13 protein-coding genes and 1 riboswitch are annotated in these 21,727 nt (G+C 61.7%); of the genes, 7 read left to right on the top strand and 6 right to left on the bottom strand.

Annotated elements, in window-relative coordinates; translation table 11 throughout:
- Positions 1 to 220: 220 nt before the first annotated feature.
- Positions 221 to 1,627, top strand: a complete 1,407-nt coding sequence (locus ACSQ8V_RS05615; RefSeq protein WP_436205129.1) for a sensor histidine kinase — start codon at positions 221 to 223, stop codon at positions 1,625 to 1,627.
- 366 nt (positions 1,628 to 1,993) lie between these two features.
- Positions 1,994 to 2,134 carry an entericidin A/B family lipoprotein gene (locus tag ACSQ8V_RS05610; RefSeq protein ID WP_097265959.1) on the top strand — a complete coding sequence of 47 codons (141 nt, stop codon included), beginning with the start codon at positions 1,994 to 1,996 and terminating at the stop codon, positions 2,132 to 2,134.
- Positions 2,135 to 2,343: 209 nt separating this feature from the next.
- Here the strand turns inward: ACSQ8V_RS05610 and ACSQ8V_RS05605 are convergent, their stop codons facing one another.
- Together ACSQ8V_RS05605 and ACSQ8V_RS05600 are read right to left on the bottom strand one after the other, a co-directional pair.
- Positions 2,344 to 3,957 carry a Fic family protein gene (locus ACSQ8V_RS05605; protein WP_436205128.1) on the bottom strand — a complete coding sequence of 538 codons (1,614 nt, stop codon included), beginning with the start codon at positions 3,955 to 3,957 and terminating at the stop codon, positions 2,344 to 2,346.
- Positions 3,958 to 4,421: 464 nt separating this feature from the next.
- Positions 4,422 to 5,375, bottom strand: a complete 954-nt coding sequence (locus ACSQ8V_RS05600; RefSeq protein WP_436206599.1) for an EamA family transporter — start codon at positions 5,373 to 5,375, stop codon at positions 4,422 to 4,424.
- A 536-nt stretch (positions 5,376 to 5,911) separates the two neighbouring features.
- Positions 5,912 to 6,040: riboswitch (TPP riboswitch) on the top strand.
- Between the two features lie 332 nt (positions 6,041 to 6,372).
- Between ACSQ8V_RS05600 and thiC the strand changes: the two genes are divergently transcribed.
- From thiC to ACSQ8V_RS05575, 5 genes are all read left to right on the top strand, one after another.
- Positions 6,373 to 8,304 (top strand): phosphomethylpyrimidine synthase ThiC, encoded by a 1,932-nt coding sequence (gene thiC / locus ACSQ8V_RS05595; protein WP_436205127.1) that lies wholly within the window; start codon positions 6,373 to 6,375, stop codon positions 8,302 to 8,304.
- Positions 8,305 to 8,644: 340 nt separating this feature from the next.
- Complete coding sequence (locus tag ACSQ8V_RS05590) at positions 8,645 to 8,857, top strand: glycine zipper 2TM domain-containing protein (protein WP_213763406.1); 213 nt, start codon at positions 8,645 to 8,647, stop codon at positions 8,855 to 8,857.
- Positions 8,858 to 9,112: 255 nt separating this feature from the next.
- Positions 9,113 to 9,541: a hypothetical protein gene (locus ACSQ8V_RS05585; protein ID WP_436205126.1), complete on the top strand. Its 429-nt coding sequence runs from the start codon at positions 9,113 to 9,115 to the stop codon at positions 9,539 to 9,541.
- A 253-nt stretch (positions 9,542 to 9,794) separates the two neighbouring features.
- Positions 9,795 to 9,929, top strand: coding sequence for a hypothetical protein (locus ACSQ8V_RS05580; protein ID WP_436181163.1), 135 nt, complete (start codon positions 9,795 to 9,797; stop codon positions 9,927 to 9,929).
- A gap of 221 nt (positions 9,930 to 10,150) precedes the next feature.
- Positions 10,151 to 11,749, top strand: a complete 1,599-nt coding sequence (locus tag ACSQ8V_RS05575) for an L-lactate permease (RefSeq protein ID WP_213763410.1) — start codon at positions 10,151 to 10,153, stop codon at positions 11,747 to 11,749.
- A 336-nt stretch (positions 11,750 to 12,085) separates the two neighbouring features.
- Here ACSQ8V_RS05575 and arfB read toward each other — a convergent pair whose 3' ends face one another.
- The 4 genes from arfB to recC are packed head-to-tail and all read right to left on the bottom strand — an operon-like array spanning position 12,086 to position 21,604.
- Positions 12,086 to 12,499 (bottom strand): alternative ribosome rescue aminoacyl-tRNA hydrolase ArfB, encoded by a 414-nt coding sequence (arfB, locus tag ACSQ8V_RS05570; protein WP_235210661.1) that lies wholly within the window; start codon positions 12,497 to 12,499, stop codon positions 12,086 to 12,088.
- On the bottom strand, positions 12,496 to 14,520 hold the full coding sequence (locus tag ACSQ8V_RS05565) for an AAA family ATPase (protein WP_436205125.1): 2,025 nt from the start codon (positions 14,518 to 14,520) through the stop codon (positions 12,496 to 12,498). The genes arfB and ACSQ8V_RS05565 overlap by 4 nt, the downstream gene beginning before the upstream one ends.
- Positions 14,517 to 18,227 carry an exodeoxyribonuclease V subunit beta gene (recB, locus tag ACSQ8V_RS05560; RefSeq protein ID WP_436205124.1) on the bottom strand — a complete coding sequence of 1,237 codons (3,711 nt, stop codon included), beginning with the start codon at positions 18,225 to 18,227 and terminating at the stop codon, positions 14,517 to 14,519. Before recB ends, ACSQ8V_RS05565 begins: the two co-directional genes overlap by 4 nt.
- Complete coding sequence (recC, locus tag ACSQ8V_RS05555) at positions 18,224 to 21,604, bottom strand: exodeoxyribonuclease V subunit gamma (RefSeq protein ID WP_436205123.1); 3,381 nt, start codon at positions 21,602 to 21,604, stop codon at positions 18,224 to 18,226. The genes recB and recC overlap by 4 nt, the downstream gene beginning before the upstream one ends.
- Positions 21,605 to 21,727: the final 123 nt, after the last annotated feature.

Raw genomic sequence — 21,727 nt, 5'->3', positions numbered from 1 at the left:
GATCGGATCCCCAATAAAGTTGGACTAGTAACAGGATGTTAGCGATGCGGTTATGGGCTGCCATCTGGATGCACGCCGTTTTTCGTGTAGGACATCACCGACAAATGCTTTCAATTCACTTCTGGCCTGTCACCGATCAAGCGCTAGCCAAACATAATTCGATCAGCCCGCCGCAGCGTGAAAAGTTACACTGGCCAGACAGAAAACCCGGCGACTCCCTATGACTTCCTCTTTGCACGAAGGCGGCGCGGCGAATCCGGTAGCAGGCGTCACGCGGCGCGCAACCCGGTTCAGCGCGCGTCTGAACGGCTGGATGCGCCGCTGGAGCTGGGCCGTCGCAATGACCGTCGCCATTGTGATTACCGTTGGCGGCCTCGTGATACTCGAATCGGGCCGCATGCGCATTGCCGCGGAATATGAGACCGCGCTCGACGCGAAAGGCGCCACCACGCAGTTGACCGCGCTGGCGGCGGACATCGCGTCGCTAACTGCCGACGAACGCGCGTTCCGCCTGGCGCCCGGCAACACCTACACCGCCCACTACAACGCAGCGGCGGCGAGGATCAAACAAACGGTTGCGTCGCTGGATGCGTACTATCGCCAAAAAGCGGACGACACCGCGCTCGCCAGTTTCAGGCAAGTCAGCGCGATCCTCGATGCCCGGATCAATGCGGGACTAGCCGCTCGCTCCGGTTCAGACGCTGCATCGAGTACCGATATCCTCGACAGCGCGCTCGCCCTGCTGCGTGTGAATGAAGAACGCCGGGCGCAGTCCGCGCTCGATGCGAGCCGCGCCGACCAACGCATTTCCACGTTCTGCGTGGGCGCGTTGTGCGCGTTGAATATCGTGTTGTTCCTGCTGTTGTTTCGCAATCTCGGTATCCAGCTGGACAAGCAGGATCGTGTGCAGCAAAAGCTGATTACGCAGCAAGAGGAGCTCGACCAGCTCGTGTTCGACCGCACGCGGCAACTTGAAGCGCTCGCGTGGCATTTGCAATCGGTGAGTGAAAACGAGAAGACCCAGCTTGCCCGCGAACTGCACGATGAACTCGGTTCGATCCTGACGGCCAGCAAGATGGATGTGGCGTGGGTCAATAACAAGCTCAAGGGCGCCGAGCCCGCGATGGCCGAGAAACTTGGCCGTGCGCTCGCGAACCTTGATCAGGGGATTGCGCTGAAGCGGCGGATTATCGAAGACATGCGGCCAACCGTTCTTGCCAATTTCGGGCTGGTCACGGCGTTGCGCACCCTCGCCGATGAAACCGCGCAACGCACCGGCTGGACGCTCGAACTCGCGCTCCCCGACGACGACATCAAGCTCGGTGAAGAAGTCGAAATCGCGTTGTTCCGGGTCGCGCAGGAATCGCTGACGAACGCGGCCAAATACGCGCGCGCGTCGAGCGTGTCGATTGCGCTGGCGCTGGATGACGAGCGGGTGTCGATGCATATCGCCGATGACGGCGTCGGCATCCGCCCACAGGACCTGCAGCGCACGCATACGCATGGACTGCTGGGCATGCGCCAGCGGGTCAGCGCGCGCGGCGGCCGTATCGAGATCGAACGACGCCAGCCGCATGGCACTGATATCCGCGTCACCATGCCCCGCGTGCGTAACTTCGATGCTTAAGGGTCCACCGCCTGTTGGCTCTTTACCTGGCGCTCGCACTACGCTTGTAGGACGGCGCCGACACAAGTTACAGACCGCTCCTACACGATAAAAACATCCGCGCCTACAGCTTGCGAACGCGCAGTTTTTTATGATTCTTCAGACCGGCATGGTCGATCGAAGCGGCAGTCGTCATGGGTTTTGTTGCTTGTTCAAGCCCGGCAAAACTGTTTCAAGGATCGGTCGTTGCCAAGGCCGCAATGTGTCGGGCAACTGCTTTTGCAGGCGCTTTTGCAGCCGGACACCGGTGGCCAGGATTCGAACATCGGGCACGCTCTCATGGCCGAACGGCCAGCGGACCCGCATCAAACTCAAGGGGAATTGCTCATGACTCGACTTATCGCTTTGCTGTTGATCGTTGGAACTGCCGCACTCGCAGCTTGCAATACAGTGGCCGGCGCCGGCCAGGACCTTTCGAAGGGCGGCAACGCCATCACGAATTCGGCCGATAAGCACAACGCGGAGTAAGTAAGCTGGCGACAGATAGCTAGCTAGCGGTTAGTGAATTAGCGGCCGCCGGCAATGTGCCGACTGCTGTCTTCACTGGCTCCCAAGCTTTGTGACGCCGCGCCTACAACGGAACGGGTCGTGGGATCCAATCAAACCGACGATCACAAAGAACCTCCCTTAGCGGAGGTTCTTTTTTTGTGTCTTGGCTAAAGACCCACGAACGCGCATCAGTCAGAAGCAGGCGGTAAAGCGGTCCAGCTTCCCGCCTCGGGGCGCTGCGTGATGCGCTCGATCGGTTCGGCCGCCTGCGATTCGATAAGACCGCCGATCAGATCGGCGAAAGGCTTGATGTTCCGGTACGTGCTGGCCTGTTCGAGCGCCGCCAGATACGCGCTACGGGACTGAACGGTTACGATGGTCCAAAGGTAGCCACCCGTGGTCAGCAGGTAGTTCATGAGAAAGCGGCTGAGGCGGCCATTGCCGTCCATGTAGGGGTGGATAAACACGAAGATGAAATGACCCAATACTGCTCGCACGCCGGGGTGCTCTTCTGCCTGCAGCAGGTCGAAGAGCGCCGGCATGCAATCCCGTACCGCTTCAGGCGCGAGCGGTACATGCAACGCATTTCGAATGAACACGTTGTTGTTTCGATACCCGGCCAGATCGCTCGCCTTCAAGATACCCGCGGTCACGCTCGGCGAAAACAGCGTCACGTACCACTGTGAAAAATCTCGCTTGAGGGTGGTAGAAGGATCGTCAGCTTGAGCCACTACGCGGCCAATCAGGGAGCGGACCCGGGCATGGGTCTCCGCGTAACCTTTGGCCGCCATGGCATCGCGCGTCAGCCGGTCTTCCTTGTTGGTCAGGGGGCTCCAGTCACCATTGCGAACCTTCGCGATCAGGTCGGTGCTGACCCGATACCCTTCGATAGACAGCGAGTGATACGCGTCCGCGACGTACCTTGCCTCTATGTCGTGCAGGAGCGCTTCGCTGTCTGGGTTCGGCAAGCGCGGAATATCGCGGAAGCGATCGATCACCATGTCCCGCATGCCCGACCACATGGCCTGAATGCGCTGCACATAAGGTGACTCGTTCATCCGGCCGCCAATATGGGCTAGCGGCCGCTCGAACGGGTTATCTTCGACCACCACATAGGCGGCCGCTTTCATCGTATCGAGGAGCTGGGCGGCATCCTGACCACGGCCGACGGCCCGCAACGCTCCCGCCATACGGCCGGCAACGACACTATGGCCGCCCTCGAGCAATCGGGCGGTGAGCGTACTGATATCGACCTGACGCGTGACGATCTGCGCGGCAAGCTCGTGCGTGTGGAAAAAGCTCGGACTTGCCCGAATCAGCGCTTCAGGCACAGGAATCAACATGAGTCCACTCGCGTTCGGCGCACGGCCGTCCACCAGCATGTCAGGCTTCGTCCGATAGAGAAACATGGAACAGCCGTGGGGCAATGCTTGAGGCTGGTTGGTCGCCAGCGGCGAGTAAAGCAGGATCTGCTTTTCGATACTGGTGTGGCCACTGTGCTTGAGGAGCGAAAGCTCGGGGCTCACCTGCCATTGGTCTGCAAACCTGGAGTGGGCATACGCGGCCACGAAGGTTTCCATGTTCGCGTACCAATGCGTCGAGTCGCCCTCCGCGTCTTCCGGATTGTTCGACTGATACCAGCCTTGAATGACGAGCTTGAGGAAGCCGGCATTCTGGAGCCGCTCACGGTGTGTGCGGGTGAGCTCGGGATGCGCACTGATCTGGAATACGGAAAGGCCCCTGTCTTGCAGCGCTTTGAGGATTGACAGGGAAGAGACTAGTTTTTCGTTGGGTGCAGCCACGCGGTTCGCTCCGGGACTTCAGACCATAATTAGAGTTTTGTGTCGTATTATATCCAGAGTTTTGTGTCGCACTATAACTCGAGTTTTGTGCTTTACTATAATTAGAGTTTTATGCTTTTTTTCGAGGCGAAGTTGAGCAATAAATTGGGCAGATCCAATGCTGTCAAGGCTCTATGACATTAATTTACCGAGACTTTCCCGCCTCAATCGATGTCAATTTATGGCTGTTTCTCGCCCGGTTGTCCACGAAAACCATGCGACGGCAGACGGTTTTATCTGACATAGTCGTGGCGCTGTCCGGCAGTTGGCAGCGTGGAAACCGGGTTTCATGCCATCGAGCGAGAACAAGCCCGGGGTTCTGTCTTTTCCCGACTATCCAGTCGCCCCATAAAAAAGCTGACCGTTTCTCCGGAAGTCTCCGAAACGGTCAGCCGTTTTTGAACTGTCAGCCGTCACGCCCGCCGTCAAACCAGCCCACGCCTCTTGTAATCGAACCAGAACGACAAACCCACGCTCGCCAGAATGATGAGGGTTGCCATCACGGTCCACTTCGTGATCACTTCGCCGAGAAACAGCGCACCTATCACCACGGCCACCACGGGATTCACGTACATGCAGCTGCTCGCGATAATCGGACTCGTGTGGCGAATCAGGTACGCATACGCGACATACGCGGCCATCGAACCGACGAGCATCAGATAGAGATAAGCCAAAAACGGCGTGAACCCCATGCTCACGATACGTTCGCCCGATACCCACGCAACGATGGTCGCCATCGCCCCGCCAAGGCCGATCTGCAGTGCAGTCGATACCAGCAGGTCGGACGGCAGCTTCAGACGCCCCGCGAGAAACGAGCCGCCTGCCCAGAAAACTGCGCCGCACAGGATCGCAAGACTGCCGGCGGTTGAACCCGACGACGGATCGCCGTGATTCAGCAACGCAATCCCGACCAGCCCAAGCCCGACGGCTACCCACTCACCCTTCGCCACTTTGCGGCCTGCAATCGCGGCGATGACCGTGGCGAACAACGGCACGGTCGCCACCATGACCGCGGCAGTGCCGGTCTCGACCGTGCGCATACCGAACGCGAGCATTCCGCTCGACAAACCCACAAGCAACGTTCCGACCGCCGCGGCGTTTCGCACTTCGGCGAAAGTCGGCCAGACCGGGTCCCGACGCGCAGCAAAGATGAACAAACCGATGCCGGCGAACAGGTTGCGCAACCCGGACAGCATCAGCGGCGGGAACGCTTCCAGCGACAGATGCACCGCCATGTAGGTCGAACCCCATACGAGGTACACGACGCAAAGGGCAAGCGCCACGCGGCCGCCGCGCGTCGCGGGAAGCCGGAACGGGAAATGGCCGGGAAGATTGAACGGGCGACGCGCAGGGGTATCGGCCAAGGGTTGCTGGCTCATCACGTCTGGCAGAACGTCTGGCGATGGCGCGTTGGCTGCTGCGTGCGGAAACGGCAACACGTCGGCCGAGGGCTGCGACTGCGGAGGTTGTGCCGGCGGCACAAACGGCGAAGCTGAAGAATCGGAATCAGACGACCGCGCGGGCGGCAACGGTGTGGACATCCGTTACTCCGCGACGAAGATGATTGCAACGTCAGCCGGCCAAACGGGCAGGCCTACAACCGCCGGTTTCGTTTCACCCGGGACCGGGGGAAACAAAGAGCGGCGCGCATGCCGCTTGAGCGTCGCGGCAAAACGGGCAAGGCAGGACAACATGTCGGAAGCAGGAAAAGGGGTCGGGCAACAACGTGCCGAAGCTCGATAACGGCTCAAAAAGCCGGCAGGAGCCGCCGCGAGTTTGCCGGACCGTTTCGTGAAAAATATCGGACCGCATCCGGGAAAACACGGTGGTCGCCATTATGCAGTAAGCCATGCACACGCACGCGGGAGTGTTACAGATGGTTGCCAACACGCTACGGCGAGGTGTATTGTTGCGACTGCTAACGCGGGGGTCCTGCGCTGCACATCGCAATCTGTCACTGGATTGTCCGTGTGTCGCGGGTGAGAAATACCCTTTGAACCTGATCTGGATAATGCCAGCGCAGGGAAGCGTTCGGATTTCGCAGCGCTGGGGTCTTTTGGGTCTATCTCTTCCTCGCGTTCCCTGCCAAGTCCGCCCGCCTTCTTCTCTGCTTTTCTTCGGTCTCCCGTAGCTAGCGTTTGACTCAGCCGGTTCTCGTGCCAATTGATGCCATTCGTGCAATTTCGCGCGTTTGGCGTTTTTTCGCGGACCGGCTGGGAAACATCCGTCCCCACAGCAACCATCTGCATGGGACCGGAGTAAGCGCATGGGATCGGAGTAAGCGCCATGGGACCAGAGTAAGCGCCAAAGCGCCCACTCTGGTCGACGCGCCCACCCCGGTCGACACGCTAATTCCGGTCGACACAGGAGAGCCGCATGAATGCCAATCCGAAATTCCTGTCCGACGACGCCGTCGTCGACGCTGCCGCCATCGCGCCGCTGCCCAATTCACGCAAGATCTACGTGACGGGCTCACGTCCCGACATCCGCGTGCCGATGCGTGAAATCACCCAATCCGATACCAACGAAAGTTTCGGCAGCGAAAAAAATCCACCGGTCTATGTCTACGATTGCTCCGGCCCGTATTCGGACCCGGAAGCCAAGATCGATATCCGATCGGGTCTGCCGGCCGTGCGCCAGGGCTGGATCGAAGAACGCGGCGATACGGAGTCTCTCAGTGGTCTCTCAAGCAACTTCGGCCGTGAGCGCGCCGCCGATCCGGCGACTGCCGACCTGCGTTTCAAAGGCTTGCATCGCACGCCGCGCCGCGCTGTGCCGGGCAAGAACGTCTCGCAGATGCACTACGCGCGCCAGGGCATCATCACGCCGGAGATGGAATACATCGCGATCCGCGAGAACCAGCGCCGTGCTGAATATCTGGAATCGCTGCGCACGAGCGGCCCGAACGGCGAAAAGCTCGCCACGATGATGGGTCGCCAGCATCCCGGCCAGGCGTTCGGCGCCCAGGCCTTCGGTGCCAACGCACCCAAGGAAATCACAGCCGAGTTCGTGCGCGAGGAAGTCGCCCGCGGCCGCGCGATCATCCCGGCGAATATCAACCACCCGGAAAGCGAGCCGATGATCATCGGCCGGAACTTCCTGGTGAAGATCAACGCGAATATCGGCAATTCGGCGGTGACGTCGTCAATTGGCGAAGAAGTCGACAAGATGACCTGGGCCATCCGCTGGGGCGGCGACACGGTCATGGATCTGTCGACCGGCAAGCATATTCACGAAACGCGCGAGTGGATTATCCGCAATAGCCCGGTGCCAATTGGCACGGTGCCGATTTATCAGGCGCTCGAAAAGGTCAACGGCAAGGCCGAAGACCTGACCTGGGAAATCTTCCGCGACACGCTGATCGAACAGGCGGAACAGGGTGTGGATTACTTCACGATCCACGCCGGCGTGTTGTTGCGCTATGTGCCGATGACCGCGAACCGCATGACGGGCATTGTCTCGCGCGGCGGGTCGATCATGGCGAAATGGTGTCTGGCGCATCACAAGGAAAGCTTCCTGTACGAGCACTTCGAAGACATCTGCGAAATCATGAAGGCCTACGACGTGAGCTTTTCGCTCGGCGACGGCCTGCGTCCCGGCTCAATCTACGACGCCAACGACGAAGCCCAGCTCGGCGAACTGAAGACGCTCGGCGAGCTGACGCAGATTGCGTGGAAACATGACGTGCAGGTGATGATCGAAGGTCCGGGCCATGTGCCGATGCAGCTCATCAAGGAGAACATGGACCTGCAACTCGACTGGTGCGACGAAGCACCGTTCTACACGCTTGGGCCGCTCACAACAGATATCGCGCCGGGCTACGACCACATCACGTCGGGCATTGGCGCCGCGATGATCGGCTGGTTCGGCACCGCCATGCTCTGCTATGTCACGCCGAAGGAACATCTGGGCCTGCCGAACAAGGACGACGTGAAGACCGGCATCATCACGTACAAGCTCGCCGCGCACGCCGCCGATCTGGCGAAAGGTCATCCGGGTGCTCAGGTGCGGGACAACGCGCTCTCCAAGGCGCGCTTCGAATTCCGCTGGGACGACCAGTTCAATCTCGGACTCGATCCGGACAAGGCGCGTGAATTCCACGACGAAACCCTGCCGAAGGACTCAGCCAAAGTCGCGCATTTCTGCTCGATGTGCGGCCCGCATTTCTGTTCGATGAAGATCACCCAGGACGTCCGTGAATATGCGGCGAAGCAAGGGGTATCGGATATCGAAGCGCTGAAGCAAGGCATGGAAACGAAGGCGATCGAGTTCGTGAAAAAGGGCGCTGAGATTTACCAGCGCACGTAAGAACGAGCAAGCAACGACCACGCCGGTCGCCCGTAAAGCACGATGACCCGGTGAAAATAGAAACGGCCTGTCGCATGTCACATGCGACAGGCCGTTTTGCGTTGGAGGACGCTCAATCCAGTACTTGTCTGCTGAATACGACGGTCGGGCACCGTTTCTGCTTCTTCATTGAAGGAACCGGCAGGAATTGTCTTTTCGCCGCCGGGTTGGACGTGGACAGTGAGGCTCACCCGCCCAGCGCAAATCATGCGCGGCATGCAACGCATGTACGACGAGGAGCCTCGCCGGTTTGACAGCAACCCGTTAAACCTTCGTGATTCATCGTTTTTGGAGAGTTGAAATGGACAAGATCAAACAGATTGGCGCTGCGACTCTGATTGCCGCACTTCTCGGCGGCCTGTCTGCATGCGATCAAATGAGCACCCGTCAACGCGATACGGCTGTCGGCGCAGGTGTCGGCGGCGTGGCGGGAGCAGCGCTTGGCGGCAGTGCGCTATCGACAGTGGGCGGCGCGGCCGCGGGCGGCCTGATCGGTAACCAGGTCGGCAAGTAGGTTGAACGCCAGCGTGATGTCAGCGTGCCAGATGATGTTTCATCCGGCACGCTTTGCCCGGTCGCCTCACTTTGACAATACAGCGGCTGGGTACAACCGAATTTAAGTGCTTGGGTGCGTCCGCCATCCCGTCCAGTGAAACAGATCGAAACATTGGGTAATCCCCGGTGCTTTCCCGTGTTTTGGCGATGCGCTAGGCTCCTGACATCCCGTTCATTCGAACGGTCGCGTTTCGACGCAATGAGGAGTCGCATCATGAGCCCAAAGCTCGCACTATCCGCCCTCTTGGGCGCTTTGAGCTTGAGCGCTTGTTACTACGTGCCGTATGGTTATTACCCGGCGTATCCACCCTATCCGGGCACCCCGGTCGTCAGCACAGCACAAGCGCAACAAGAGATTCCTGTCGCTCCTGCAGGGGCGCCCGGCACCGGATATGCGCAGGGCTATCAAGGCAACGACAACCCGCCCCCCTCCGCGTATGCGTCAACAACACCGCAGTACGTTGCTGCGCCGCCTGTCGCCTATGCGCCGTATCCCGCTTATTACCCGAGCTATCCGGTCTACGCGCCCTATCCGGCTTATTACGGGGGCTACGGTTATCCCGCGTACGGGTATGGACCATCGCTGTCGGTCGGCTTCGGCTGGTACGGTGGCGGCGGGCGCGGACATTATTATCGTCACTGAGCGTCGTCACTGAGCGCTTCGCCCTCTGCTTTTCCGCCCGGGCGAGCCTTACTCGTTCGATGTAACGCTTTCACGCGAACCGCGCTGCAATAGCGCGGTTCGACTTTGTGTGCCCTGATTGTTCGCGCTGTCCGGTCGCGTAAATAGCGCGTCCGGGACGGTTCCACGGCAATCGGTGTGATATGGCACGATTTTCGCTGACGTTCCTGATAGCTACGCCACCCCGGGCGCTATCGCTACAGGAATCCTCATCATGCTGGTCTTCGCGCTGGTTCTGCTCTGGCTTGCCGCCTGTCTTGGCGTGATCTCCATCTGGCTGTTGCGCCGGGTTTCACACGACTCGCCCGGGACCGACGCGTCAAAGACACACGAACCCACCACGCCCTAAAGCTTCGATACAACCCCGAAGGTATGGTTAATCCGTCCTTGACGCGCGCCATCCTCGCTCTATCCTTAGTCCAGACGCATTAGGCAAGCGCTTAGTTGCAACGGTGCGTCGAGCGGCGGCGCGCTTATTGCAACGCGACCGAGCTCACGGGGGTGTTAGTACCGGTCGCCATGACCGGAGAAAACGCCGCGCGTCCAGCAGAATAAAAACCAGGAGACGATATGTTTCACCAGATTCTGACGCCCGTCGGCGGCTCACTCGGCCTGTCCTTTCTCGTCGCCGTGCTGCCTATCGCAGTCGTGCTGGCCCTGCTCGGCTGGGCACGCCGGCCTGCCTGGCAAGCGTCGCTCGCCGGACTGATCGTTGGCATAGTGGTAGCCATCGCGGTATGGCACTTCCCCGTTGGCCTGGCGATTGATTCCGTCGCGGCAGGCGCCGTGTTCGCCGTCTGGCCGGTCATGTGGATCGTCTTCACCGCGATCCTGCTCTATAACATCGCGCAGCGTTCGGGCCGTTTCGAAGCGTTCCGGATATGGATGATCGATAACCTCCCGAACGACCGGCGCATCGTGCTAGTCGTGATCGGCTTCTCCTTCGGCGCGCTCCTGGAAGGCATCTCCGGGTTCGGCACGCCGATCGCCATTACGAGTTCGCTGCTGATCCTGCTCGGCTTTCCGACGCTCGAAGCGCTCACCTTCACACTGATCTTCAACACGGCGCCGGTCGCGTTCGGCGCGCTCGGCGTGCCAATCACCGTGCTCGGCGCGGTGACCCATCTCTCCCCCGACTTGCTCGCCAAGATGGTCGGCCGCCAGTTGCCGTTCTTCGCGCTGCTGCTGCCGTTCTATGTGATCGGCGTGTACGCGGGCTTTCGCAACATGCTCAAGATCTGGCCGGTGCTGCTGGTGGCCGGTGGCACGTTCTCGCTCACGCAATTCGTCACGGCGAACTACATCAGCTACTCGCTCACCGACGTGCTCGCGTCGATGGTTTCGCTGATCCTCACGATTGCGTTCCTGCGCGTCTGGAAGCCTGCCCCGGACGAGCGCTTCGCCGTCAACGTGGATCGGGCGGCGCAGGTCCGCGGCAAGCTTTCCGGCGGGCAGGGCTGGGTGCCGTGGATCGTGGTGTCGGTGGTGGTGATCGTGTGGACGATCGCGAAGATCTTCCTGATCGGCGATGTCAAGGTGCCGTGGCCGGGCCTCGACAAAGCTGTTTTCATCACGCTCTATAACCAGCCATACGGCGCGATCTGGGACTTTCAGCCGCTCGCGACCGGCACCGCGATCCTGGTGGCATCGATCATTACCGCCCTGATCGTACGGCTGCCGGCGAGCGAGTTCGGTGCGTCAATCGTGGATACCTGGGTGCAGACGCGCATCGCCATTTTGACGGTCGCGACCATTGTCGGGCTCGCGTACCTGATGAACTACTCCGGAATGAACTACACGCTGGGCCTCGGGGTGGCGTCGGTGGGAGCATTCTTCCCGCTGGTGTCGGCGTTCCTCGGCTGGGTGGCAGTCTTTCTGTCCGGCAGCGATACATCGGGTAATGCGCTGTTCGGCAATCTGCAGGTGGTCGCGGCACGGCAGCTCAATCTCAATCCCATCCTGATGGCCGCCACGAATTCATCGGGCGGCGTGATGGGGAAGATGATTTCGCCGCAGAACATCTCGACAGGTGTAGCCACCACGGAACTGAAAGGCAAGGAAGGCGTGGTTTTCGCGAAGACGTTCAAGCACTCCATCCTGCTGACGGTGCTGCTCGGCGTGCTGGTCTGGCTGCAGCAAAATGTGCTGACGTGGATGATTCCGCATTGAGGGGGAAGCGGGCGGCGGTCTCGCTGCTTGCTGGGTTGTTGTAAACGTCAGTGTTCCGGCCGCACGTGATGCGGGTGGCCGGACTTGGCGCCCCATGTGGCTGAGCGGCGGCGCGGAAGTGTTTGAGTTCCGGCCGTGCGTGATTGCGGGTGGCCGGAACCGACATTCATGAGGCGGCGCAGATGGGTTGTTAGCCGGTATGGATCTCGTCGCGCGGATCGGGACGAACCCGGCGAAGGGGATCATCAATCGTTGGCCGCGGGCTCGAAGCGGATCACCGTGCGAGATGGGCTTCGAGACGAGATTCGAGATGGACTTGAGACTGGCTGGTGCGCCTCACTCCCCCACTACGCGTCCGCGCGTTGCCTTCACCGCGCCTCGCCGCACTTTTCCATCCACCCTTCGCAACTGCGACGCCCGCGTAGGTTTCGTCGCCACGCGCGTGCGGCGTGTCACGCTGACGCGCTGGATCATCTCGTCGAGCCGGGCAAGCGCCGCTGCACGATTCATGTCCTGCGTGCGGTGTTCCTGCGACTTGATGATGATCACCCCGTCACGCGTAATACGACTGTCGCGTAACGCAAGCAGGCGCATCTTGATCGTGTCCGGAAGCGACGACGCCTGGATGTCGAAACGCAGGTGAATCGCACTCGACACCTTGTTGACGTTCTGGCCGCCCGCCCCCTGTGCGCGCACGGCGCTCAGCTCGACCTCGTTCGGCTGGATCACATACTCGATCGTATGATTCACGATGCCGCCTCCGCAATGCGCGCGGCCAGACCCGAGTCACGCCGCGTAGGTGTCCGGACGGCCTGCGCGAAGACGTCCGTCGAGCCGATCACCTCTATGCGGCTACGCGCCCGCGTGATCGCCGTATAAACCAGTTCCCGCGACAACATGCGGCCAAACGCACTCGGCAATACCAGCGCGGCGTGATCGAATTCCGAGCCCTGCGATTTGTGGACCGTCAGTGCAAATGCCGTGTCGTGGGGCGGCAATGCGGCGGGAGAGAGCATCCGTAACGTGCCGTCGGCCATCCGGAAGCAGACCTGCATAGCGCCGCTGGCCGCCGGCAGCGCAATGCCGATATCGCCGTTGAACACGCCCAGCGCATAGTCGTTGCGCGTCACGATCACCGGCCGCCCCGCGAACCATTGAGCGCCCGCGCCCAGCGTGACCGATGCAGCCGCCCTAACCCACGCTGATACACGCGCGTTGATTTCATCGACACCACGCGGCCCGCGACGCGTGGCGGCAAGGATGCGAAAGCGGTTGAGCGCATCGAAAAGCGGTGCTGCCCCGGTTCCCGCTTCGAGCGTTTCGGCGAGCATTCGCGCGTACGGTTCGAAACCGGCGTTCAGGCGCGCCAGCGTGCGCTCGGATAAATGAGGCCCCGTATCGTCGATAAGCAGCGCCGCTTTCGTTGGGTTGTCCTGGCTACTGAGCGTCAAGGCGGCAAGCGCGTCGTCAACGGAACCGCGACGGATGGCGACCGACAACCTGCCAATATCAGAATCCAGGCCGAACCGATAATTACGCTGCAACCACACGACGCAATCGGTCAACGGACTTGTCGCGGTTTGATCGACTGCAACAGGCGCCGCCGGATGCCAGTCGACTTCGGACAGGCCGGCCGATACGTTGTAATCGTCGTCCGGGATCAGGTAACCAGGTTCGTCGACCCACATGGGTTCGGTTTCAAGCAGCGCGGCCTGATCATCAACGTCGCCCTCTTGGTCGCTCGGCAACTCGGCGATGAACCGCGCGGCCGGCATCGACAGCGCTGCAGCGATCCGCGTCGCGCCTGCATCGCTGAAAACCGGCCGCGCGCTCAATTCAGCGAACACAGCGCCCGCTTCCACGGCGGCAAGTTGATCCTTGTCGCCAAGCATCACGAGGCGCGCACCGGGTGCGACCGCTTCGAGAAGATGCGCGGCCAGCGCGACATCGATCATGGACGCCTCGTCGATCACGATCACATCGAACGGCAGCGGATTGTCGCGATGATGCCGGAAGCGCCCGTTCCCCTGCGTGCCGAGCAGACGCTGCAGCGTGAACGACGTACGCGGCAAACGCGCGGCCAACTCTGGCGGCAACACATTGGCGCGTTCGACCAGCGCCTCCTGCATGCGCTGCGCCGCCTTGCCCGTGGGCGCCGCGAGCGCGATGCGCAAAGCCGGGTTTTCGTCGAGCAGGCAAGCGAGCACGCCGACAACTGTCGTTGTCTTGCCCGTTCCCGGACCACCGCTCACGATGGTGAGACGCCCTGACAACGCAACGAGCGCAGCCACGCGTTGCCAGTCGATGTTGTCATCGTCGTTCTTTGACTCCGCGAAATAGCGCCCTACGCGCGCTTTCAATTCAGCCGGATCCGGCGCATCGGCAGACACCTGGGCACGTTCGACCAGCGCCCGCGCGAGCCGCCGTTCGTAGTCGAAATACCGCGCGAGATAGATACGCCGGCTTGAATCGATGACAAGCGGCAGCAGGTCTGCGGCAGCTTCATGGCCATCGCACGCCACGCCGCTTGCCAGCAACGCGGCGTGTACCGTACCGGCAGTTTCACCGTACCGCTGCGCGAGTGCATCGAGCGCGATACACACGTGCCCTTGGGTCGTCGCGCGGCTTACTGCAAACGCCGCGCGCTGGGCCCAGCGGACGTTGTCGACTTTTCCCTGAAGGCGCTTCGATAACCCGCCTATCCGGCGCGCGAATCCATCAGCGAGCGCAATGCTGTCGTCGGAAACAAGAGTCAGGTCGGGCGCGTTCATGCGGCAACTCCTTGCATCAGTCGATCGATCGCCTCGATCAGTTCCAGTGATGGCTTGCCCACATGCACCCCCGCCGGCTTGTCACCATCGCGCCAATCGGGTCGTACGCCGCGCACGAACAAATACAGATAACCGCCAATGTGCCGCTCAAACGCGTAGTCGCGCAGCCGCAAATGCAGATACCGATGCAGCGCAACCGTGTAAAAGAGCGCCTGCAAGTGATAGGCATGCGAGGCCATTGCGGCGTCGAGAGATTGCTCGTCGTAATCGGCGGGCGTCAGCCCAAGATGATTCGACTTCCAGTCGACGATCCAGAAACGCCCTTCATGCTCGACGATCAAGTCGATAAACCCCTTGACGAAGCCGCGCAAGGTTCCGGCTTCCAGCGCGACATCCGGGAAGCCATGCGCGACGAGCACGCGCCGCAACGCCGTGAAATCCAGCGATTCCGCCGGGAACAGGAACTCGAGTTCATTCATGCGCCGCTTGGTGGCGATGGTATCGAGGCGCATGCCGGGTACGAGTTCTGTTGCAACTGTATCGGCGAGAAGACGCGCCATCATCTCGGGCAGGTTGGAAGCCAGACTGTCGGACGCAGAAACAGGAATGGGATGTTCATGTAACGCGCGCTCGATCGCTTCGGGCCATGTGGCTAAGTCCGTGAAATCAGCGAGCTCGTACATCCGGTGCAGGCACTCGCCCGCCGACGGGCCGCGCGGGAATAAGAGGATATCGTCGGTATCGAGTTGGATCGGAGGCAACGGCGTTTCAATCGGCATCACCACTGTAAGCGCCGCTATTGCGTCGATACGCCCGTCGTGGTCAGGACGTTCGTCGGTGGGCTGCGCCTGATTCGATTCCTCACGAGCGCCGGCAGCGATCATGGAACTGAAGCTGGCGGTCCGCCAACTGTCACGCAACACGCGACGACTGGTTCGCGGCTGCGGCGTGAAACCCGCGTCGCGTTTCACAACGAGCGGTTCACGCACGTCGATCACAGGCAAGGGTTCGACGGAGATGGAGCCCGTCGCAAGCGCTTGCCAGCTTCCGATCACGTCGTCTTCTTCGGGTGGTTCAGTGAGCCAGTCGCTGAACTCGCGGCCCGCGCCTGCGACCAGCCAGTTCAGCACACTGCGCCGCGATTCCTTCGCTGATTTGCCGATCAGATACACGCCTCCGACCAGATAACACCGGTACACCGCGCGCGTGAGCGCAACGTACACGAGCCGCGCGCGTTCGGCGGCCTGCTCGCGCGTGGCGAGTGCGGACGCGCGTTCACCCTCTTCGTCGGTGTAGCCGTAATGCAAGATGGCCGCGCCGTCGTCGTGGTATTCGCGGGCATCGGGCAGTCCTGTGGACGGCGGGTCGCGTAGCGCGCCATCGTTCAGGAACGGACAGAACACGACCGCATATTCCAGCCCCTTCGATTTGTGCACCGTGACGATCTGCACGAGATTGCGATCGGACTCGAGCCGCAACTGCGCATCTTCTCCACCGCCCTGCTCCGCGCGCTGCGCGGCTAGCCAGCGCAGCGTGGGCGCAATGCCAGGTTGAACCGCGCCACGTGCCTGGATCAACTCGGCCAGATGATTGACGTTGGTCAGGCGGCGCTCGCCGTCCGGACCGACGACAAGACGCCGCGCGATCAGCAGCTCACGTGCGAGCGTGCGCCACATCACCGCAAAACCGCGCTCGTGCCATAGCATCCGGTAACGCGAGAAACGTTCGACCCAGCTCATGGCATCGGTCGCTGCGGATTCTTCCACCGCTTCGCTGTGCTCCATGCTCCACAACGCGGCGGCATCGAGTCCGAGCCAGTCCGTTGCAAGCGCTGCACGCAAGCGGCGCAAGTCGCCGGGGGTATCGATGGCGGCAAGCAATCGTTCGATCTGCTCAGCATCGAACGAACCGAATACCGATGCCTGCGCCAGTTCCACGCTGCCCACGCCCCAGCTTGCGAGCACCCGCTTGACGAGACTTCCCTGCCGATGTGTCTGCACAAGCACCGCAATCTGGCCGGGAGACAAGGGTTTGTCGCCGATCGTTACTTCGCCGTTTTGAGCGCCGCGCAACAACCGCACGATCTCCGCGGCGCAAGCCTCCGCCGCCTGGCGGTTGGCGTTCGTTTTCGACAGCGCCGAATCGCCTTGCGGCAACATCCACACGCAGAAATCAGCGGTATCGGAATACGCGGCCGATGCTGTGTTGTCATTGAACGGCTTGCGCTCGCGCGTGCCCGCGCGCACCGGCTGGTAGGTCAATCCATCGAGGATGAACGCCGCCGGATTTGCGCTGAAAATGCGGTTGCAGGCGTCGATGATCGGCTCAGTCGAGCGCTGGTTAACCGCAAGGGTATATCTTGCCGACGCACGCTTGCGCGCCGTCAAATACGTATGCAGGTCGGCGGCACGAAAACTGTAGATGGCTTGCTTCGGATCGCCGACCAGAAACAACGGCCCTTGTGGCGCGAAGATGCTGTTGAAGATGGCAAACTGCAGCGGGTCCGTGTCCTGGAACTCATCGATCAAGGCAGCCGGATAACGTGCCCGAAGTGCATCGGCGAGCCACGGATTGGCGTGGAGCGCCTGATACAGGTTGGACAGCAGGTCGTCGAACGACACCACGCGCCTCGTCCGCTTGCGCACCGCCAGTTCCAGCGGCGCGTAGTCGAGCCACTCGCGCACAGTGCCAAGCCATGCCGCGCGCTGCGCCGCTTCCGCGGCAGCCGCCGCAGCGGCAAGCGTCTCGGCGTGATCGAAGAAAACATGCGAGGGTGGCTCGTTCTTCACCTTCGTGCCTTTCTTCAACGCGCTCGCCGTGAGCTTCAGTGCTTCTTTCGGCGGCGCGGCGTGACAATCGTTGTCGGCGAAATAGTCGGACCACGCGGCAATCGCCGCATCGATCAGCGTGCGCTTGTGCGTGGTCTTGCTGAGCTTCGCTTCGGCGTCGATCAGCAATTGCACGATGGTGTCGCGTTCGGCATGCCACACCGCGCACGCCGTATCGAATAACGCTTGCGCGTCCTCTCGGTGGGCGAGCTCCGACTCCCCCCAGCGCAACGTGGCAAGCGGTTTTTTCAGCCGGCGCGAAAGCTGTGCATCAAGCGATGCCGGTCCTGCGCGTTTGCTCACAAGCCACGCGGCGAACGATGAATCCCGCGCGGCAACCGGCTCGACCCGTTCACGCCAGAAGTCCGCTGCCATCTCGAAGCGCAACGCGCTGTCGTCGGCTTCCAGTTCGAACGCGAACGGCATGGTTGCAGCGAACGGCGCCTCTTGCAACGCGCGCTGGCAGAACGCGTGGATCGTGTGGATGGCGGCCTGATCGAAAGTATGCAGGGCAATCCTGATGCGCTTGAGCGCTTCGTCGGGATCAACGCGTTCAAGCGTGGTCTCGAACAGGCGCTCAAGGAATGCGTCGTCCGCGGTGTCACCGGTTTCCATCGCGTGCGCGATCTGGACGAGCCGCGAGCGGATACGCTCATGCAGTTCAGCGGTCGCAGCCTTCGTGAAGGTGACGACGAGGATTGCGTCAGCGGCGAGCTTCTTTTCCAGCAGAAGGCGAACGTACAACGCGCAGATGTTCCACGTCTTCCCCGTTCCCGCCGATGCTTCAATCTGGCTCACGCCATCGAGCGAACACTCGAAGACGTCGAGTTCATCAGCCATGTCGGCCGTTAGTGTGGTGGTTGTTTCGATACGCGTCATGCGTCGCTCCGCATGTGCTGGATCAACGGCTCGAAGACGATCCTGGCCAATGTGGCAAAGGTTTCATCGAGTCTCAGTTCAGCGCCGCGAAACGCGATGCGCAACGCGGGATCGTCCGACTCGCCACGCGTCCTGTCGGACACCCACACGCCCTGCGCCTTGGACTCGCTTTCCTTGACCCATGTCCACGCGCTTTTCGGAAAAAACCGCAGCGGCAACCGCCGCCCGGCGCGATACAACGCAGCGAGCGTTGCCAGGTGTGCATGAGGATCGTCGACGGGCGTCAATTCAAAGCCGCTCGATTGCGCGCCGCGCCCGTGCCATACCGTGCGTCGAGGGCCATCGGGCAGCGCGGCGCAGTACGCAAGATGTGCAAGCCATGCAGAGAGGTAGTCGCGAGCGCGCGGCACGTCGTATCGATAAATAATCTGGCCTTCGTCGGTGAGCAAATTCAAAGTGCCGTGAAGCTGCAGCGGCTGCAAAGCGTCGGCTTGCAACGTAGCGTCGTGGCGGCCGAACAACTCGGCATCCGGCCAACGTGGCTCGATATCCAGCGTGAACGGCAAGCGCGCCGCGCCTTCCCCCGTCGCAACCCGCACCCGATTGGCAAGCGAATGCAACGCGCCGATTTCCCGCGATTGCCACACACCGCCCGTCGCGCCGCCTGGCATTTCAGGACTCGCACGCGCGACCCGCCGCGCACGATCGAGCCCGCGGACTTCATTGTCGTCGGTGAGTGCGAGCAGCGCGGGCAGCACTCGATCGGCCAATGCCGCGCGGCCCGGATATTCGAGCTCGAACGGTTCGGTATCACCGAGTTCGGTCTCAGCGTCGAAGAGCGAGATGCCGAGCCGATCACGCAAGATAGCGCGCGCCGGATGACGCCAGAAACGCTCGAAATCGTCGAATGCAACGGGCTCCACCTCTTCCGCCGGTAACGGCCCGCTAAAGAATTTCATCGACGGTTCAATCCTGCCGAGCGCGAGCGTCTGCGCCAGTTCCGCGCGCTCCGGCTCGTAGGTGAACAGCGGCGCGCTGAAGTACTCGGGCGCGAACGGCTGCAACGGATGCTCGAATACGAAACGGCTGCGCGCGCTCTCGAGCTCGTTCGGCGTTGCACCCTCGCCCGCCACCGTTTCCGCCAGATAGTCGAGCAATTCGTCGATCAGCGCAGCAGGCGGCAGCGCGGCGTTGTCGCGAATGCTGCGTCCCGTGTACGCGATCATCAAGCGGTCCCGCGCCGACAACAGCAAGTCGAGGAACAGATTGCGTTCGTCGTCGCGGCGTTGCCGGTCACCGAGCTGGCCAAAACTCGCCATCAGGTCGAATTCGTCGGCACGCGCGAGGCTCGGCAACATGCCGTCGTCCATGCCGAGCAGGCAGACCACGCGATACGGCAACCCGCGCAAGCTCGTCAGCGACGAAAACGTCACGCCGCCCCATGGGACACCGCCACGCGCGGCGTCGTCGAGTGCGTCGGTGAGCGCCGTTCGCAGCACGTCGGCAGCAATTTCAGTGTCGACAGCGCCTTCGCTCATGGAAAGCATCAGCGAGTCGAGCGTCGAGCGAACGTCGGCGATTGAGTCCGCGAATGGCAGGCCGGCGTCGAAGAACTGCGTGAGCGCGTCGAGCAACAATTGCGTCCAGGCCTGCGGCGTACGCGCGGTGGCTATACGTTCGCCGAACGCGTCAATATCGTCAATAAATCGCGTCAATCGGCCGAGCAATTCCGCATCCGACCCTTGCGCGCCGCCAACCGGCAGCCATTCGTCGACAGGAGCGCCGCCGTCGGGCAGCGCATAGCCGAGGAACAGCCGCGTGAGGGCATCGGAGAAGGTATGACGGGCAGGAGGCACGTCGGCGGCAGTGACGGCCGACGGCGTGAGCCCGCGGCGTGCACCGGCCGCCGCAAGCCACGTCTGCGCGGTTTCCAGCGCGACGGCGTCTATGCCATAACGCGCCGCGACCGCGTCGACCCGCAACCATTCGATCAACTCGGGCGCGCCCACACTGCGTTCAGGCAACGCCAGCCAGTCGAGCAATACGCGCGCGACCGGGTTCGCCTGCGAAGGCGGCAAACCCGTAATCCGATACGGAATCCGCCGGCGCTCACCGGCCACGCCAGCGGGCGCAGTGCCGAACACCCCGTCGATGAGCGAACCCGCCGCCGCGAGATCCGGAAACGCCACGAGCACGTCCGACGGCTGCAGCCCGTCCACTTCCTCGAACCAGCCAAGCAAACGGTCGTGCAACACTTCAAGCTGCCGCGACAAGCTATGGCACACATGAATTTCGATACCGGGTTCAAGCGCTTCGCCGGGCTCGGAAACTCCGTTCAAGTTGAGAATCGCGTTCTGCACATGAGCGAGCCATGTCGGCCCGGGATTCTCCTCGAAATGGCTGGCTTCCCGCGACGCCGCGCTCTCCGTGAGTTCACGCAGCATGTGTAATTGCGCCTGCGTCTGGCGGCCCCATTCGGCGAGCAGCGGATGGCCCACCTCCTGGAAGTCCAGCTTCCCCGCCAGTTCGAGCTGTTCCACCCGCGCTTCGCTCACGATGTCGAACCAGAACTCGCGGCATGGATCAATGGCATAGATACGTACGTCGATCCATCGTGACAATTCGCGCAGCAACGCGATATGCAATGGCGGCATGGTCGGCAACGCGAACACGCTCACGCGCTCCGGCCACTCGGCCTTCATCACGGCGTCGAGATCGAGTTTCGGCGATTCAGTCAGGAACCGGTACGCGGGCGGCGTGGGATCATGAGCGTCAGCATTTTGTGCGAGATCGGCGAGCAGCGCGCGCCATAGCGCGGCCTGCCAGCGCTCGTCCTCGCGCTGGATTTCTGTGGCGTTCGGCAGGCGCGGACCGTTCGCATCGATTGCCCCGCCGGCCGACGCCAGGATCGACCCGCCGGCCTGCCAGTGCAGCAGCCATTCCGGCCGATACGTCAGATAGTGATCGAACACGGTCGCGATACGGCGCGCGAGTTCATAGCGCATGGAGTCGTCGGCGGCGTCGAGGTAGGCGCGCAATCGCGACGAACTCTCTGGAGCCGCCTCCGTCATTGCGCCAAGCAGCCGGAAACAACGCCATACCAGCCGGTCGGGCGCAAACGGCGAATGCTCGGGAACCGGCAATACGTCCCCGATCCTCGCCCACAACCACTGCGCGAGATAACACAGGTCCACGTTTGCACAAATGCCAAAGCGGGCAGCCATGTCCAGTTCGAGCCGACGGCGCACTGCCGCGCTCGGCACGATGATCGTCTGGCTGGCAAATGGATCGCCGCCATTCAGCGCGAACGCGGCGACGTCGTCGAGCAGCGCCTGCGACAGCGTTTCATGGCGATTCGAATAGAAAAGTTCGAGCATGGATCCTGCTAATTGGGCATGAAAGGCAACAGCTCGAACGGCCAAGGCCACGGACGTGTCGCGAGGTGAAACGACAGGATAGCAAAGGCCGTTCTTAACCGGAATTCGTCCGAACGGCCTAGG

The sequence above is a fragment of the Caballeronia sp. LjRoot31 genome, from assembly GCF_964253885.1.
GTDB lineage: Bacteria > Pseudomonadota > Gammaproteobacteria > Burkholderiales > Burkholderiaceae > Caballeronia.
Note: the sequence above shows the minus strand (reverse complement) of the source record. Positions and strands in the feature narration are given on the sequence as shown.